The sequence below is a fragment of the Ruegeria sp. ABF4_144 genome (genome assembly GCF_056160045.1).
In genome coordinates, this window is record NZ_JBSWWK010000001.1 from 2,157,919 (window position 1) to 2,172,849 (window position 14,931).

Sequence of the window (14,931 nt, forward strand, 5' to 3'; positions counted from 1 at the left end):
TTACCCCTTCATCATATTGACGTCTTCAACCGCGATAGTACCGCGGTTGCGGAAGAAGCAGACCAGAATGGCCAGACCAATCGCCGCCTCGGCCGCCGCAACGGTCAGAACGAACAGTGTAAATACCTGCCCAACCAGATCGCCAAGGAAACTGGAAAACGCCACAAGGTTGATATTCACCGCCAGCAGCATCAGTTCGATGCTCATCAGCAGGATGATGACGTTCTTGCGGTTCAGGAAGAGACCGAAGATGCCGATGACGAACAGCGTCGCCGCGACCGTAAGATAGTGTTCAAGTCCGATCATAGCTTCGCTCCTGGCGAGTCGGGGTAGTAGAGTTTGCAGCCGCAGAAGAAATCTGGATAGTCGCGAGGTCGCGCGCCAATTTCGTCGAATTTGACACCTCTGCTGGCGCGATAACCCATCCTTTTGATCTCTGAGGATAGGTCTTCAATTCCTTGGCCCATATTCAAATCAATTGGGCCGTTCGGTTTCAGATAGTTAACTACTTTTGCAGGAGACCCGCATGCCGCGGTCTGCGCGTTTTCGTCAAAGGCATAAATTTGGACTTGCTCAGTCGTATTGCAGTCAGTGACAATCGCAGTTTCGCCAGTGAATTCGTAGAGAACTTGATAAACTCTGCTGTCACCAAGGTCGTGCGCCTGATCTCCACTCAAGTAGTCAAATCGCCCACCACCGGTAAACGAACAGTCTTTGGCCGTCTTAACCTTCTCATTTGCCCACCACGGGGGGGTCACTATAGAGCAGGCAATAGCCTCGGAAGACCCAATCCCCACAACTAAAATGAGCGATACTGCTTTGAGGTATGCTTTCATCACAACCCCTGCCCCGGTTTTACGTCCTTCAATTCCATCGCCTCGGCTGGGTCGCGCATCATCTGACCGACGATGTCCTGACGCTTGATGTCCTTGCGATGGCGCAGGGTCAGCACGATGGCGCCTATCATGGCCACCAGCAGGATCAGACCCGCCAATTGGAACAGAAGGAAGTATTGATCATAAAGAATGACGCCGAGCGCCTCTGTGTTGTGGCGGTCTGCCGGGACCGGCTGGGCCAGATTGGCCGCTGCACCTTGTGCGCTGTCCCATGCCCCGAAGGCCATGACGAACTGCATCAGGATGACCAGGCCGATCAGCAAAGCAAGCGGCATATAGCGCGCCATTTCAGCCTTCAGCTCGGCAAAGTCCACGTCCAGCATCATCACCACGAAGAGGAACAGAACCGCGACCGCACCGACGTAGACGATTATCAGCAGCATCGCCACGAATTCCGCCCCCAGCAGCACGAACAGCCCCGCGGCGGACAAGAAGGACAGGATCAGCCACAGCACCGAGTGTACCGGCTGGCGGCTGATCACAGTGAATAGCCCGCCGGTGATGGCGCTGATAGCAAACAGATAGAAGGCAAAGACGGTCATTGATACTCATCCTCGTTGTCGCCCATGACTTCTTGCGCCAGATCCAGCGCACGGGTCATGGCCGGGATGCCGGCAAAGACCGACATCTGACCGATCGTTTCCACGATCTCTTGTTTCTTGGCGCCAGCTTCCAGCGCGTGACGCACGGTCTGGCGTACGGCGCTATCCGCCTGTGCACCCTGACAGGTCAGCCCAGCCAGCGTCAGCAAAAGGCGGGTTTTGGCATCCAGTCCGTCTTTGTTGACGGCGTTGCCGAACATCATCTCCATGACCTCTTTGGGCATGGTCGGCCACAGCGCCTCGAACCCTTTGGGCGAGAAATTCTCCATCGCCGGGTTCATCGCCTTAGCCATGTCATGAGCCTGCTTCATCATTGCGGCAAATGGGTTCATCTCATCGGTCATTGTGCTTTCTTCTCCAGACCGTCTATGCGGGCAGTCAACGCATCCAGGCTGTCGACCACGACGTACCGCATATTTGTGATGTCCTTGTGGATCAGGTTCATCTTGCGCACCAAATGGCGCAAGACCTCGACCTGAGGGTCGCCGTCGGCTTTGTCCGCGAGGCGTTCGATTTCGGACATCATGTCCTCATACACCCGGTCAACCTCGGCGCGCAGCGCATCTTCTGGTGTCTCATCCGGGTCTGGGGGGGCGAAATCAGTGCTAAGATCATGCGCCTTTGCTGCCGCAACCAACCTTGTTGTCAGGTCGGCAACGCTGGCACGCCAAGTTTTGGTTTCGCCGGCATCGGCCCAAAGCTCAGCCAGTTCCGAGTCATCGCCGCCCACCCGCTTTAGCGCGGCAAGCGCCATGCCTAAGGTGTCGTCGTAAAACTGGAATGACTTTGCCAGATCGAATGACTGCTTTGCCCCGTCGAGAGGCTGTCCAAGGGCTGATGCAACAATCTCAGCGCCAGCAATTGCCGCCGCACCCGTGTCTGCCTCCATATCCTCCACCGTGGTCGAGAACACCTCTTCAAAGGTCGCACGCACGGCCTCAGCCCGTTCAAACGGCTGATCGTACCCGTCTAGTGACGCCAGCAGGTCAGCCGCTGTGTCGTTGTCGAAGCTATGTGGTCCCCAGGTTCCCATCAGCGATACGGCGCGTCCATTTCCAGATTGCGGGCGATTTCGGCTTCCCAGCGTTCGCCGTTGTCCAGCAGTTTTTCCTTGTCGTAGAACAATTCTTCGCGGGTTTCGGTCGCGAATTCGAAATTCGGACCTTCGACAATGGCATCGACCGGGCAGGCCTCTTGGCAGAAGCCGCAATAGATGCATTTGGTCATGTCGATGTCATAGCGCGTAGTACGGCGGCTACCGTCCTCGCGCGGTTCGGCGTCGATGGTGATAGCCTGTGCCGGGCAAACCGCCTCGCACAGTTTGCAGGCGATGCAGCGTTCTTCACCGTTCGGATAGCGACGCAAGGCGTGCTCACCCCGGAAACGCGGCGACAGCGGGCCCTTCTCGTGCGGATAGTTCACGGTGGCCTTGGGGGCAAAGAAGTACTTCAACCCCAGCTTCATTCCGACCCAGAAATCCTGCAGCAGAAAATACTTGGCGGCGCGGGTATAGTCGATTTGCGTCATTTTACTCTCCCCCTCCGCATGATGCGGTCAGTTGAGGAGCGGCATCAGCTGCAGCTGCGCCCCAAACGGTGCTTGGTTCGTTTACTGTTGCAGATGACAGGGCCGCCGCAGCCGCAAGCTTCTGAGGGCACGACACTTGGGTCATCGCCTCTTTCAACGAGTCAGCCAGGCGATCAGAGACTTCGGAGACTTCTGCGTCAGTCGGCATCAGGCATTCAGCCAGAGAGGTTTTCGCAGCAACGACCCCGCCCTGATACCGCGTCGCCGCAACGTCAGCCTCATCTTCGCTGTTAGCATAGTATTCCGCAAAGCTGACCAACATAGTCGCTTCGAGTTCTTGGTTCTTTATGACTTCGATGAAACCGGACGCTTTGAGCGTTGCATCGTTCATCGGCCATTCGTTGGTCCATGAACCAAGATCCTTGGCCATAGCCACGCCACTGTCCAGGGCTGACACTCGATCTGTCTCACCCATGATTTCGTTCACGGCGCCCAATTCGCCGCCGCAGTTTTGCACCGCATATTCAAGCACGGCTGTGCGCGCATCCTGGACGGTTACTTCATCCGCCAGCACAGCTGTTCCGAACATCAGGCAGGCAAGGGAAACGGAGCTAAATACAGCAGGTTTCAACATATCAGCCTCCTACGCTCCAACGGGCGAACGCGCCCCAAAACCAGTCGAACCTCGCCGCAAAGGCCACGAACACCACCCAGACCAGCGAGAACGGCAGGAAGACTTTCCAACCCAGCCGCATCAACTGGTCATAGCGGTAGCGGGGCGTGATCGCCTTGACCATCGCGAAGAGGAAGAAGAAGAACGCCATCTTGGCGACCATCCACAGAACGCCATCCGGCAAGCCAGGGATCGGCGACAGCCAACCACCGAAGAACAGCAGCGTGGTCAGAGCGCACATCAGGAAGATGGCGATGTATTCGCCGGCCATGAACAGCAGGAAAGGAGTGGCCGAGTATTCGACTTGATAACCTGCAACCAGTTCCGACTCCGCTTCGGGCAGGTCGAACGGCGGGCGATTGGTCTCGGCCAGTGCCGAGATGAAGAACAGGAACACCATCGGGAAGTGCGGCAACCAGTACCAGCTGAAGAACCCGAACGATCCATCCTGCGCGCGAACAATGTCGCCAAAGTTCATCGAACCGGTCGAGATGATCACACCAATGATGATCAAGCCGATCGAAACTTCATAGGAAATCATCTGCGCCGCAGACCGCAGCGAGCCAAGGAACGGATACTTTGAGTTCGACGCCCAACCGCCCATGATCACACCATAAACTTCCAACGAAGACACGGCGAAGACATACAGGATCGCGACGTTGATATCCGAAAGAACCCAACCATCGTTGAAAGGGATCACCGCCCAAGCGATCATCGCCAGAACGAAAGAGGTCAACGGTGCCAGCATAAAGACGGTCCGGTCCGCCCCGGCCGGGATTACGACCTCTTTGACCACGTATTTCAGCGCATCCGCCACCGATTGCAGCAGGCCGTAAACGCCAACCACGTTGGGGCCGCGGCGCATCTGAACTGCTGCCCAGATTTTGCGGTCGCCGTACACAAGGAACAACAGCGAGATCATCACAAATGCAACGACAGCAAGCACTTGCGCCAGAATGATGATGGCGATTCCGCCTGGGGTGTTAAAGAAATCAGCCATTGGTCCTCACACCGTGGGTATTCCGTTTTCCGCGAGCGATGCAAAGGCCATGTGCCTGCGCAAACTGCGGCTGGGTCGGCGCGTTGGTGTAAACAGCATATGCCGTCATTGCGCCACCCTTAATCTTGGGTTTCACACACAAATCAGGCGCGGCGTACTGCCACCCGGCAGTCGCGTGTGCCTGTGATATGAAACTGCTTTGGTTCATTCCGCCGCGATCTTCTCGGATTTGCGAGCCTGCGCCTGCGCCGAAAGCTCGGCCATCAGTTGCGAAGCGCGCGCAATCGGGTTGGTCAGATAGAAATCCTTGACCGCATTGCGGAAGGTTGCCTTGCCCAGAGGGCCTACATCCAGCACTTGGACCTCGTTCTCAACCACCTCGTCGATACGCGCCAGATGCGGTACCGCCTCGATCAGTGCGGTGCGCAGTTGCGCCAGCGAGTCGAATGGCAGCGTTGCGCCCAGTTCAGCCGACAGAGCGCGCAGAATAGCCCAGTTTTCCTTAGCCTCACCCGGTGCAAACCCGGCGCGCATCGCCAGTTGCGGGCGGCCCTCGGTGTTCACGAACAGGCCATTTTCTTCGGTATAGGCCGCTCCCGGCAGGATCACGTCGGCACGATGTGCGCCCCGATCACCATGGCTGCCCTGATAGATAACAAAGGCACCCTCACCGATTTCGACTTCATCGGCACCCAAGTTATAGATCACGTCTGCCGCGCTGACCGCATCCATGCCGCCTTCATTGGTGGCATCCACATCCATCGCACCAACGCGCGACGCGGCTGTGTGCAGAACGATCAGACCGCTTTCGGTATTGGTCGCGATGGCTTGAGCAGCGGCCAGAACAGCGGCGCCGTCGGCTTCTTGCAGTGCGCCCTGCCCGATGATGACCAGCGAGCGCTTGCCCTTGATCTCATCATCACCGTCCATGTCGACCACTTTTTGCAACGCAGCACGGTCGTCACCCATGTGGTGATACTCATAGGTCAGATCCACTGCCGGACCGACCAGAGCAACCTCGGCCCCGTGCGCCCACGCCTTGCGGATACGAGCGTTCAGCACCGGCGCTTCGTCACGCGGGTTGGTACCGATCAGCAGGATACGCTCGGCGTTGTCGATGTCCTCAATCGCAGCGGTCCCCGTATAAGCGCCACGGTTGCCTGCAGGCAGTTTGGCGCCATCGGTACGGCATTCGACAACACCGCCTTGCCCTTCGATCATCTGTTTCAGCGCAAACACGGCTTCAACCGGGGCCAAATCGCCCACAATACCGGCGGGCTTCTCGGCACCTTTCAACACTTCGGCAGCTTTGGTCAGTGCCTCTGGCCATGTAGCGGGGCGCAGCTTGCCATTTTCACGAACGTAAGGCTTGTCCAGACGCTGACGACGCAGGCCGTCCCAGACAAAGCGGGTTTTGTCACTGATCCACTCTTCGTTCACGCCGTCATGATTGCGTGGCAGGAAGCGCATCACTTCACGGCCCTTGGTATCCACGCGGATGTTCGAACCCAAAGCATCCATCACATCGATAGACTCGGTCTTGGTCAGTTCCCACGGGCGCGCAGTAAAGGCGTAAGGCTTCGAGGTCAGTGCCCCAACCGGGCACAGGTCGATGATGTTGCCCTGCATGTTCGAGTCGAGCGTCTGGTTCAGATACGAGGTGATCTCGGCATCCTCACCGCGTCCGGTTTGCCCCATTTGGGTGATACCGGCGACCTCGGTGGTAAAGCGCACGCAGCGGGTGCAGCTGATGCAGCGGGTCATCGCGGTGCCGACCAGCGGGCCGAGATCCAGATCGTCCACCGCGCGCTTGGCTTCCTTGAAGCGCGAACCCGACAGACCGTAAGCCATCGCTTGGTCCTGAAGGTCACACTCCCCACCCTGGTCGCAGATCGGGCAATCCAGCGGGTGGTTGATGAGCAGGAACTCCATCACCCCTTCCCGGGCCTTCTTGACCATGGGCGAATTCGTCTTGACCACCGGCGCCTGTCCTTCCGGTCCCGGACGCAGGTCACGCACTTGCATAGCGCACGATGCCGCAGGTTTCGGTGGACCGCCCACGACCTCAACAAGACACATCCGGCAGTTGCCAGCAATCGACAGACGTTCGTGATAGCAGAAACGCGGCACTTCGACCCCGGCCTCTTCACAGGCCTGGATCAGGGTCATCGCACCATCGACTTCGATTTCCTGCCCGTCGATATTCACCTTGCGGAGGTCAGACATGGTCTAGTTCGCCCTCAAATACACGCCAATAGCGCTGTTTCTTTCGATTTCCTTCCGCCCCAGAGCGCAGAAGGAGTTCGGATTTTCATAAGTGACGCCGTTCTGGGCCAGATATGCCTCGCCCTTGGCGCGCATCCTGTCCTTTTCGGCATCGGAATCCACATAGGCCCGGATTTCGGTGTCCGAGTACCCCAAACTGTTTGCCTTGGATTTAAGCCCCCACATCACACCAATCGCTTTCAGACGCCGCCCACTGATCGAAGGGCAGTATTCTGAAATCTCGTTTGCAATGGCGATGTAGTAGAGTTCGTCGTCGATCTCTTTGACTTCGCGCAAGGGCGGTTTTGCTTCGGCAAGGGTCGGCAAGGTCAACACCGACAACAACACGAGCGTTTTCATACCAGACATGACTATTCCTTTCGTCTTGGGAAACCCAAGACGAACGGCACGCGGGGCGCTATGCAATAACACCCCCCGCAACATCGCCTGATATGAAAAAACACGCGTCATGGTCGTTGGCATGTTCCCGCAAATGTCAGTTTGTCGTCGCTGATACGCAGGTTCTGCGGCTCGGTATCCGGGCCGACCTTCCATACGATTCTCGACGAGCCGAAGTTTCTGATACAGAACTTGGTGCCTTCAAACCGGCCCGCCTCCCGTGCACCATCCAACGAGGCCGAGACGCCATTCACAACAACCGTGAACTCGGCGGGCATCTTTTTCTTGTCCACCGATTTTGCTTTGGTCCGGAAATACTGCCCATCAAACAGCACCCTGTCACTTCGAGAATTTGCAATCCCGCACGCAGATACGATCATCAAGGCAACCATCGCCCCAAGCATCGGCACGCGCTTCAGGCCGAGTTTCTTGTTTTTGTTCAAACCCATCATCAGAACGCTGCCACCAATGCCATGAGCCCCATGACGAACATGCAGGCCCAGCCAACAACATAAAGAACCGACCGCAAACCGCTGTGAGGTTTGCCGATACCACGAATATGCACAAACAGCATCACCAACCGCGCCAACAGCACCACCGAAGCCAGTAGGTTGACCCAGAACGGGCTGACCCCCATCAGGATCGCGGCGACTGTGACCGCCAGGTAGGCCGGTAGCGTCTCGGTTCCGTTCAGGTAAGCGCGGTTCAGACGATACGCCTTGTCGGAATAGTCCTGCTCGGGCGTCGCCCCTGGTGCCAGCCCTTTACCCTGTTTGGCAAGGGCCGAGAACGGAGAAAGAAACAGAACCACCAGGGTGAAGATCACCAGTGACGCAACTGCATGGCCGTATTGTGCGAAATCTTCCATCAGCCTACTCCGCCGCCATCGCACCCATACGGCCTGATTTCTGAGCCTTGATGCGATCTTCGATCTCGTCTCGGAAGTTCCGGATCAGGCCCTGGATCGGCCAAGCTGCTGCATCGCCAAGAGCGCAGATTGTGTGCCCTTCGACCTGTTTGGTAACGTCGAACAGCATGTCGATCTCTTCCAGATCAGCCTCACCGCGCACCAGACGGTCCATCACGCGCATCATCCAGCCGGTGCCTTCGCGGCACGGCGTGCACTGGCCACAGCTTTCGTGCTTGTAAAACTTCGACAGACGCCAAATCGCCTTGATGATGTCGGTGGACTTGTCCATCACGATCACTGCAGCAGTCCCAAGGCCCGAGCCCAGATCGTTGCGCAGATAGTCAAAGTCCATGATCGCGTCGCGCATGTTCTCACCGCGCACGCAAGGCACAGAGGACCCGCCGGGGATCACCGCCAGCAGATTGTCCCAACCGCCGCGAATACCGCCGCAATGGGTTTCGATCAATTCTTCAAAGGAAATCGACATCGCCTCTTCGACGACGCAGGGGTTGTTCACATGGCCAGAAATCGCAAACAGCTTGGTACCAGCGTTGTTCTGGCGCCCAAAGCCTGCAAACCAATCGGCGCCGCGGCGAAGGATGGTCGGCACAACCGCGATGGATTCCACATTGTTCACCGTGGTCGGGCAGCCATACAGCCCCGCACCCGCCGGGAACGGAGGTTTCATCCGTGGCATACCCTTTTTGCCCTCAAGGCTTTCGATCAGAGCGGTTTCCTCACCGCAGATATAAGCGCCCGCGCCGTGATGCAGGAACAGGTCGAAATCCCAGCCCGAGCCAGCCGCATTCTTGCCAAGCAGACCCGCGTCATAAGCTTCGTCAATCGCTGCTTGCAGCGCCTCACGCTCGCGGATGTACTCGCCGCGCAAGTAGATATAGCAGGTATGCGCATTCATCGCGAAGGATGCGATCAGGCAGCCTTCGATCAAAGTATGCGGATCATGGCGCATGATCTCGCGGTCTTTACAGGTCCCGGGTTCCGATTCATCGGCATTCACAACCAAATAAGCCGGACGTCCGTCGCTTTCCTTGGGCATGAACGACCATTTCAAACCGGTTGGGAAGCCCGCGCCACCGCGCCCACGAAGACCCGAGTCCTTCATGGTCTGGATAATCCAGTCGCGGCCATTTTGGATCAGGCCAGCAGTGCCGTCCCAATGCCCCCGGGCCTGGGCGCCCTTCAGCGTGCGCTCATGCATCCCGTAGATGTTGGTAAAGATCCGGTCCTGATCCTTCAGCATCGTGTGTTACCTTCAGCTGTCCTGACGCATGCGCCAGAGTTGAAAAATGTTGACGCCCGCATAGATAAATGCAGCTAGAGCAGCGAGATCGAACAACAGCGCATGGCGCGTAGTCAGTCCCAATGCGGGGCCGATGAACATGTTCATGGCAAGCCAGATCACCATAGTCACCGCGATGACTATGCCAATGTGTCGGCCCTTTCGGGCTATGGCCTGTTCCTTTTCTTTGTCCATCTCACCTAAGGCACCCCGGATGGGCACCGTCGTTTAGTCTTCGTATGTGCCGTCTTCCTTGGCACGTTTGGCGAATTCGGTTTCCTCACCCGCCGCAAGTTTGGCCGCCTGTGCGATCCAGCCATCGCGCTCGATCCGGCCTTTGAACTTCAAACGTGCATCTACCCACGCCACCTGTTCAGGCGTCCAGGCAGCGATCTGGTCGTAGTGGTAAAAACCCAGTTCGTTCAGCGTTTCTTCCAGCTTTGGCCCGACGCCTTTCAGCATCTTGAGGTCATCCGGCTTGCCATCCCGCGCCTCAGTCAGCGTTTCGGGTTGGTCTTCCTTGACCTCTGCCGGTTCCGGTTTGGCTTTCGCCTCTTCCGCCTGCTTCACAGCTGGCTTCGGCGTTTCAGGCGCTTTCGGAGGTTTCGCCGCAGCCGACGCACCGGCCTGCTTACCATCTTTACCCAGCCAAGGGGTCAGTATCGGAACCTCGGTCCCGTCGATCCGCTTGACCGTATCACTCAGATCCGTCGCCAGTTCGACACTTGCATTGTACTGAGGTTTACCGGCCTCATACTCGGCCAAGCTGCTCAATCCTTTCAACGGTTCCGCCGCATAGCGCCCGTTCTGCGGTCCCGGGGTCGGCACCTTGCCAGCCGCCAGATCGTCGACGATCTTGCCAAAGCTCTCGGCTGTCAGGTCTTCGTAGTAGTCCTTACCGATCTGCGCCATCGGAGCATTGGTGCAAGAGCCCAGGCATTCCACCTCTTCCCAGCTCAGCTTGCCATCGGCGGACAGTTCGTGCGGTTTGGTCGCGATCTTTTCCTTGCAGACCGCGATCAGGTCCTCGGCGCCGCAAATCATGCAGGACGTCGTGCCGCAAACCTGAATATGCGCGACCGATCCAACCGGCTGTAGTTGGAACATAAAGTAGAAGGACGCCACCTCAAGCACGCGGATATAGGCCATACCCAGCATGTCAGCGACGGATTCAATCGCCGGACGGCTCAGCCAGCCCTCTTGCTCTTGCGCGCGCCACAGCAGCGGGATAACCGCGCTGGCCTGACGGCCTTCGGGGTATTTGGTAATCTGCGCTTCGGCCCACTGTTGGTTGGCAGCGGTGAAGGTAAAGTTTTCGGGTTGTTCGGGATGAAGACGGCGGAGCATTAGCGGTCAATCTCTCCAAATACGACATCCATGGTGCCGATGATGGCGGCGACGTCGGCCAGTTGGTGTCCTCCGGCGACGTGATCCATGGCTTGCAGGTGCAGGAACCCCGGCGCGCGCAATTTGGCACGGTAGGGTTTGTTGGTGCCATCGGCGACCAGGTAGACGCCGAACTCGCCCTTGGGGGCCTCAACGGCGGCATAAACTTCGCCAGCGGGCACATGGAAGCCTTCAGTATACAGCTTGAAGTGATGGATCAGGCTTTCCATCGAGGTCTTCATATCCGAGCGTTTCGGCGGGGTGATCTTGCCGCGCGCCAGAACGTCGCCCGGGCAGTCGCGGATTTTGGCGATGGCCTGACGGATGATGTGCAGTGACTGGCGCATCTCTTCCATGCGGACGAGGTAACGGTCATAGCAGTCACCGTTCTTGCCGACGGGGATCTGGAATTCGAACTCGTCATAGCATTCATAGGGCTGCGCGCGGCGCAGGTCCCATGCCAGCCCCGATCCACGCACCATCACACCCGAGAAGCCGTATTTCTGGATGTCGTCTTCAGTCACAACACCAATATCGGCGTTACGCTGTTTGAAGATGCGGTTTTCGGTCAGCAGACCGTCAATATCATCCAGAACGGCAGGGAATTCGTGGCTCCACGCCTCGATATCGTCCAGCAGTTCCGGCGGCAGGTCCTGATGGACACCACCGGGGCGGAAATAAGCGGCGTGCAGGCGGGCGCCACAGGCACGCTCATAGAACACCATCAGCTTTTCGCGTTCCTCGAAGCCCCAGAGCGGCGGGGTCAGCGCGCCAACGTCCATCGCCTGCGTGGTGACGTTCAGCAGGTGGTTCAGGATGCGACCGATTTCTGAGTACAGAACCCGGATCAGCGATCCCCGGCGCGGCACTTCCACACCGGTCAGTTTTTCGATGGCCAGACACCAGGCATGTTCCTGATTCATCGGCGCCACGTAGTCCAAACGGTCGAAGTACGGCAGGTTCTGCAGATACGTCCGGCTTTCCATCAGCTTTTCGGTACCACGGTGCAGCAGGCCGATATGCGGGTCGCAACGCTCGACGATCTCACCGTCCAACTCGAGCACCAGACGCAAAACCCCATGCGCCGCAGGGTGTTGCGGGCCGAAATTGATGTTGAAGTTGCGGATCTTCTGTTCTCCGCTCAGCGCGTCCGTGCTGCCGTCATCGTATCTTGAGCCGTCCATCAACGCCCTCGTTTCTTCTTTTCCGCCTCAGCCCGGACCCGGACCTTTTCGGCTTCGGCCGCTTTTGCAGCAGCCCCTGCAAGCAAGACGCCCAATGCGCCCAAAATGATCAGTTCGCCCATCATGTCAGCGTCGCTCCATCTCTTGCAGCTTCATCGCCATCATCCACAGCAGGACAATAACGATCGGAGAGATGATACATGCAAACGCCCAGTTCTTGTTTATCCCGAAATGCGGCAGCAGCTTGGTCATTGGCACGACCGTTGCAATTACCAGTACAATCCAGATCAAGAACTCAAACATGTTAAGACTCCTGTTTCTCATCCCCCGGAAGAATGTAGTTCGCACCTTCCCATGGGGACATAAAATCGAACTGTCGGTATTCCTGCACCAGGCTGACCGGTTCGTAGACCACGCGCTTTTGCGCCTCGTCATACCGAACCTCCGTATAGCCGGTGGTCGGGAAATCTTTACGCAACGGATAGCCGCGGAAACCATAGTCGGTCAGGATTCGCCGCAGATCCGGGTGGCCCGAGAACAAGATGCCGAACATGTCGAACACCTCGCGCTCGAACCAGTTGGCCGAGGGGTGAACATCCACAATCGAGGGCACCATGTCTTCTTCGCGGATCGACACCCGCAAGCGGATACGCTGGTTCTGGTACATCGACAGGAAGTGATAAACTACATCGAACCTCTTGGCGCGCTCGGGGTAGTCCACTCCCGTGATGTCCACCAGGGTCGAGAACTTGCAGTTCTGGTCAGATCGCAGGAATTCGACGAACTCCACGATGTTGGACGGGGCCACATCGACGTTCAACTCGCCATGGGTCACATCCCAGGACAGAACGCAATCAGCCCGTTTCAGTTCCAGTTGGGCGCCGAGTTCTTTGAGTGCTTCGCTCATCTGCCCTCTCCTCAGCGTACGATGGTGCCGGTTCGGCGGATTTTTCGTTGTAGCTGCATCAGACCGTACAGCAGCGCCTCAGCCGTCGGAGGGCAGCCGGGCACATAGATGTCCACCGGGACAACCCGGTCACAACCACGCACAACGGAATAGGAATAATGATAATAACCACCGCCATTCGCACATGACCCCATTGAGATCACATAGCGCGGCTCGGGCATCTGGTCGTAAACCTTGCGCAGCGCCGGGGCCATCTTGTTGGTCAGCGTGCCCGCCACGATCATCACGTCCGACTGACGCGGGGACGCACGCGGAGCGATACCAAACCGTTCCGCGTCGTAACGCGGCATCGAGGTGTGCATCATCTCAACCGCGCAACAGGCCAGACCAAAGGTCATCCAGTGCAGCGAACCGGTACGAGCCCAGTTGATGATGTCCTCAGTCGAGGTCAGCAGGAAACCTTTATCCTGCAACTCGGCGTTCAGGGCCTGGGTGGCGACTTCTTTATCAACGCCAGCGGTGTTTGCACCCGTCATCACTCCCATTCCAGAGCCCCCTTCTTCCATTCATAGGCAAAGCCGATGGTCAGAACACCCAGGAACACCATCATGGACCAGAAACCCACATCGCTGATGTCCTTGAAACCCACGGCCCAAGGGAACAGGAAGGCGATTTCCAGATCGAAGATGATGAAGAGAATCGAAACCAGATAGAATCGGACATCGAATTTCATCCGCGCATCGTCGAAGGCGTTGAATCCGCACTCATATGCGCTGACCTTTTCAGGGTCGGGATTGCGGACGGCCAGTACCACAGCAGCCAGAATCAGCACGATTCCAAGGCCCACAGCAACGGCCAGAAACACCAGAATCGGGAGGTACTCCCGCAGCAGGTCTTCCACGAATAGCTCCTTTCCTGCGCATACCCCCCGGGGACGCGCCGTCAATTGGCGTGTTGACTGGACATTCTCTATCCCTGTGGGGTCAGAGGGTCAACCGAACAGAAACGCGCAGGGGGCTAATATTCCACTTGTCTCCACAATTGAAAAAAATGGCAAATTAACGAATCTGTCTTCGTCCTGAAATGCGGCTAAATCTGAGTATTCCATACAGGTTTTCGCTTGTCGAAAAAGGCGCTGATGCCTTCACGTGCCTCATCGGTTTCCCACCGTTCGACCAGCGCCCGGATCGTCTGATCAATCACAGCATCGTCAATGCGCGGGCCCAGCCCTTGCACGAGGTCCTTGGCCGAGGCCACGGCCCCGGGCGCACAGGACAGATAGGGCTGGACTTCGGCTTCAACGGCGTCGCCCAGATCGATGGCTGGAACAGCTTTGGCCAGCAGCCCGAGGTCCACAGCTTCGGCAGCGTCAAACACCCGAGCGGACATAAACACACGCCGCGCCCTCGCCTCACCCATTCGGGCGATGACGTAGGGGCCGATAGTCGCCGGGATCAGGCCCAGTCGGGTTTCGGTCAGCGCCATCTTCACCCCATCCACACCAATGGCCACATCACAAACAGCAGTCAGACCGATGCCGCCGCCGAAAGCATTGCCCTGAAGCGCCCCGATCAAAGGTTTCGGCATTGAATTCAGTGCCAGCAACATCTCGGCCAGCTTGCGCGCCTCGGCGAACCGGGTTTCTGGGTCGGCAGCTATCTGATCCTGCATCCAGCCCAGGTCAGCCCCCGCGCAAAAACTCATGCCCGCTCCGGTCAGGACAACGACCCGTATCGCGTCCTCTGCCCCCAGCTGCGCTGCCGCATCCGTCAACTCGGAAATCATCTGCGCCGACATCGCGTTGTGCTTTTCCGGACGGTCGAGCGTCAGTGTCGCCACACCGCGCGCGTCACTCGCCACCGAGATCGTTTCGAACATTACA

Annotated in this window: 22 protein-coding genes; all 22 read right to left on the reverse strand. The window is 57.8% G+C overall.

Annotated elements, in window-relative coordinates:
- The gene (gene nuoK / locus ACXAGD_RS10820; protein WP_005984024.1) at positions 1 to 306 is read right to left on the reverse strand and encodes an NADH-quinone oxidoreductase subunit NuoK; all 306 of its coding nucleotides are present in this window, start codon (positions 304 to 306) and stop codon (positions 1 to 3) included.
- Entirely contained in the window at positions 303 to 836 is a 534-nt protein-coding gene (locus ACXAGD_RS10825; protein WP_475210483.1) for a hypothetical protein, read from the reverse strand. Before ACXAGD_RS10825 ends, nuoK begins: the two co-directional genes overlap by 4 nt.
- Positions 836 to 1,438 carry an NADH-quinone oxidoreductase subunit J gene (locus ACXAGD_RS10830; RefSeq protein WP_170569051.1) on the reverse strand — a complete coding sequence of 201 codons (603 nt, stop codon included), beginning with the start codon at positions 1,436 to 1,438 and terminating at the stop codon, positions 836 to 838. The genes ACXAGD_RS10825 and ACXAGD_RS10830 overlap by 1 nt, the downstream gene beginning before the upstream one ends.
- Positions 1,435 to 1,842 (reverse strand): carboxymuconolactone decarboxylase family protein, encoded by a 408-nt coding sequence (locus ACXAGD_RS10835; RefSeq protein ID WP_475210487.1) that lies wholly within the window; start codon positions 1,840 to 1,842, stop codon positions 1,435 to 1,437. The genes ACXAGD_RS10830 and ACXAGD_RS10835 overlap by 4 nt, the downstream gene beginning before the upstream one ends.
- Complete coding sequence (locus ACXAGD_RS10840) at positions 1,839 to 2,531, reverse strand: DUF4259 domain-containing protein (RefSeq protein WP_475210488.1); 693 nt, start codon at positions 2,529 to 2,531, stop codon at positions 1,839 to 1,841. Before ACXAGD_RS10840 ends, ACXAGD_RS10835 begins: the two co-directional genes overlap by 4 nt.
- The gene (gene nuoI / locus ACXAGD_RS10845) at positions 2,531 to 3,025 is read right to left on the reverse strand and encodes an NADH-quinone oxidoreductase subunit NuoI (protein ID WP_170331439.1); all 495 of its coding nucleotides are present in this window, start codon (positions 3,023 to 3,025) and stop codon (positions 2,531 to 2,533) included. The genes ACXAGD_RS10840 and nuoI overlap by 1 nt, the downstream gene beginning before the upstream one ends.
- A gap of 1 nt (position 3,026) precedes the next feature.
- The gene (locus tag ACXAGD_RS10850) at positions 3,027 to 3,659 is read right to left on the reverse strand and encodes a hypothetical protein (RefSeq protein WP_475210490.1); all 633 of its coding nucleotides are present in this window, start codon (positions 3,657 to 3,659) and stop codon (positions 3,027 to 3,029) included.
- 1 nt (position 3,660) lies between these two features.
- Positions 3,661 to 4,698, reverse strand: coding sequence for an NADH-quinone oxidoreductase subunit NuoH (gene nuoH, locus ACXAGD_RS10855; RefSeq protein WP_475210491.1), 1,038 nt, complete (start codon positions 4,696 to 4,698; stop codon positions 3,661 to 3,663).
- Positions 4,699 to 4,902: 204 nt separating this feature from the next.
- Complete coding sequence (gene nuoG, locus ACXAGD_RS10860) at positions 4,903 to 6,924, reverse strand: NADH-quinone oxidoreductase subunit NuoG (protein WP_475210492.1); 2,022 nt, start codon at positions 6,922 to 6,924, stop codon at positions 4,903 to 4,905.
- Between the two features lie 3 nt (positions 6,925 to 6,927).
- The gene (locus tag ACXAGD_RS10865; RefSeq protein ID WP_475212568.1) at positions 6,928 to 7,323 is read right to left on the reverse strand and encodes a DUF5333 domain-containing protein; all 396 of its coding nucleotides are present in this window, start codon (positions 7,321 to 7,323) and stop codon (positions 6,928 to 6,930) included.
- Between the two features lie 107 nt (positions 7,324 to 7,430).
- Complete coding sequence (locus tag ACXAGD_RS10870; protein ID WP_475210494.1) at positions 7,431 to 7,814, reverse strand: hypothetical protein; 384 nt, start codon at positions 7,812 to 7,814, stop codon at positions 7,431 to 7,433.
- On the reverse strand, positions 7,814 to 8,230 hold the full coding sequence (locus tag ACXAGD_RS10875) for an MAPEG family protein (protein WP_475210496.1): 417 nt from the start codon (positions 8,228 to 8,230) through the stop codon (positions 7,814 to 7,816). Before ACXAGD_RS10875 ends, ACXAGD_RS10870 begins: the two co-directional genes overlap by 1 nt.
- 4 nt (positions 8,231 to 8,234) lie before the next feature.
- Positions 8,235 to 9,533 (reverse strand): NADH-quinone oxidoreductase subunit NuoF, encoded by a 1,299-nt coding sequence (nuoF, locus tag ACXAGD_RS10880; RefSeq protein ID WP_475210497.1) that lies wholly within the window; start codon positions 9,531 to 9,533, stop codon positions 8,235 to 8,237.
- A gap of 12 nt (positions 9,534 to 9,545) precedes the next feature.
- The gene (locus ACXAGD_RS10885; protein ID WP_475210499.1) at positions 9,546 to 9,767 is read right to left on the reverse strand and encodes a DUF5337 domain-containing protein; all 222 of its coding nucleotides are present in this window, start codon (positions 9,765 to 9,767) and stop codon (positions 9,546 to 9,548) included.
- Between the two features lie 33 nt (positions 9,768 to 9,800).
- On the reverse strand, positions 9,801 to 10,919 hold the full coding sequence (gene nuoE, locus ACXAGD_RS10890) for an NADH-quinone oxidoreductase subunit NuoE (RefSeq protein ID WP_475210500.1): 1,119 nt from the start codon (positions 10,917 to 10,919) through the stop codon (positions 9,801 to 9,803).
- The gene (locus tag ACXAGD_RS10895; RefSeq protein ID WP_475210502.1) at positions 10,919 to 12,142 is read right to left on the reverse strand and encodes an NADH-quinone oxidoreductase subunit D; all 1,224 of its coding nucleotides are present in this window, start codon (positions 12,140 to 12,142) and stop codon (positions 10,919 to 10,921) included. Before ACXAGD_RS10895 ends, nuoE begins: the two co-directional genes overlap by 1 nt.
- Positions 12,142 to 12,267, reverse strand: a complete 126-nt coding sequence (locus tag ACXAGD_RS10900) for a hypothetical protein (protein WP_475210503.1) — start codon at positions 12,265 to 12,267, stop codon at positions 12,142 to 12,144. Before ACXAGD_RS10900 ends, ACXAGD_RS10895 begins: the two co-directional genes overlap by 1 nt.
- A 1-nt stretch (position 12,268) precedes the next feature.
- Positions 12,269 to 12,445 (reverse strand): hypothetical protein, encoded by a 177-nt coding sequence (locus ACXAGD_RS10905; protein WP_475210505.1) that lies wholly within the window; start codon positions 12,443 to 12,445, stop codon positions 12,269 to 12,271.
- Between the two features lies 1 nt (position 12,446).
- Entirely contained in the window at positions 12,447 to 13,049 is a 603-nt protein-coding gene (locus tag ACXAGD_RS10910) for an NADH-quinone oxidoreductase subunit C (RefSeq protein WP_475210507.1), read from the reverse strand.
- Positions 13,050 to 13,060: 11 nt separating this feature from the next.
- Positions 13,061 to 13,594, reverse strand: coding sequence for a NuoB/complex I 20 kDa subunit family protein (locus ACXAGD_RS10915; protein ID WP_010442777.1), 534 nt, complete (start codon positions 13,592 to 13,594; stop codon positions 13,061 to 13,063).
- Positions 13,585 to 13,950: an NADH-quinone oxidoreductase subunit A gene (locus tag ACXAGD_RS10920; protein ID WP_050602775.1), complete on the reverse strand. Its 366-nt coding sequence runs from the start codon at positions 13,948 to 13,950 to the stop codon at positions 13,585 to 13,587. The genes ACXAGD_RS10915 and ACXAGD_RS10920 overlap by 10 nt, the downstream gene beginning before the upstream one ends.
- A gap of 188 nt (positions 13,951 to 14,138) precedes the next feature.
- Positions 14,139 to 14,927, reverse strand: coding sequence for a crotonase/enoyl-CoA hydratase family protein (locus tag ACXAGD_RS10925; RefSeq protein WP_475210508.1), 789 nt, complete (start codon positions 14,925 to 14,927; stop codon positions 14,139 to 14,141).
- Positions 14,928 to 14,931 lie beyond the last annotated feature (4 nt).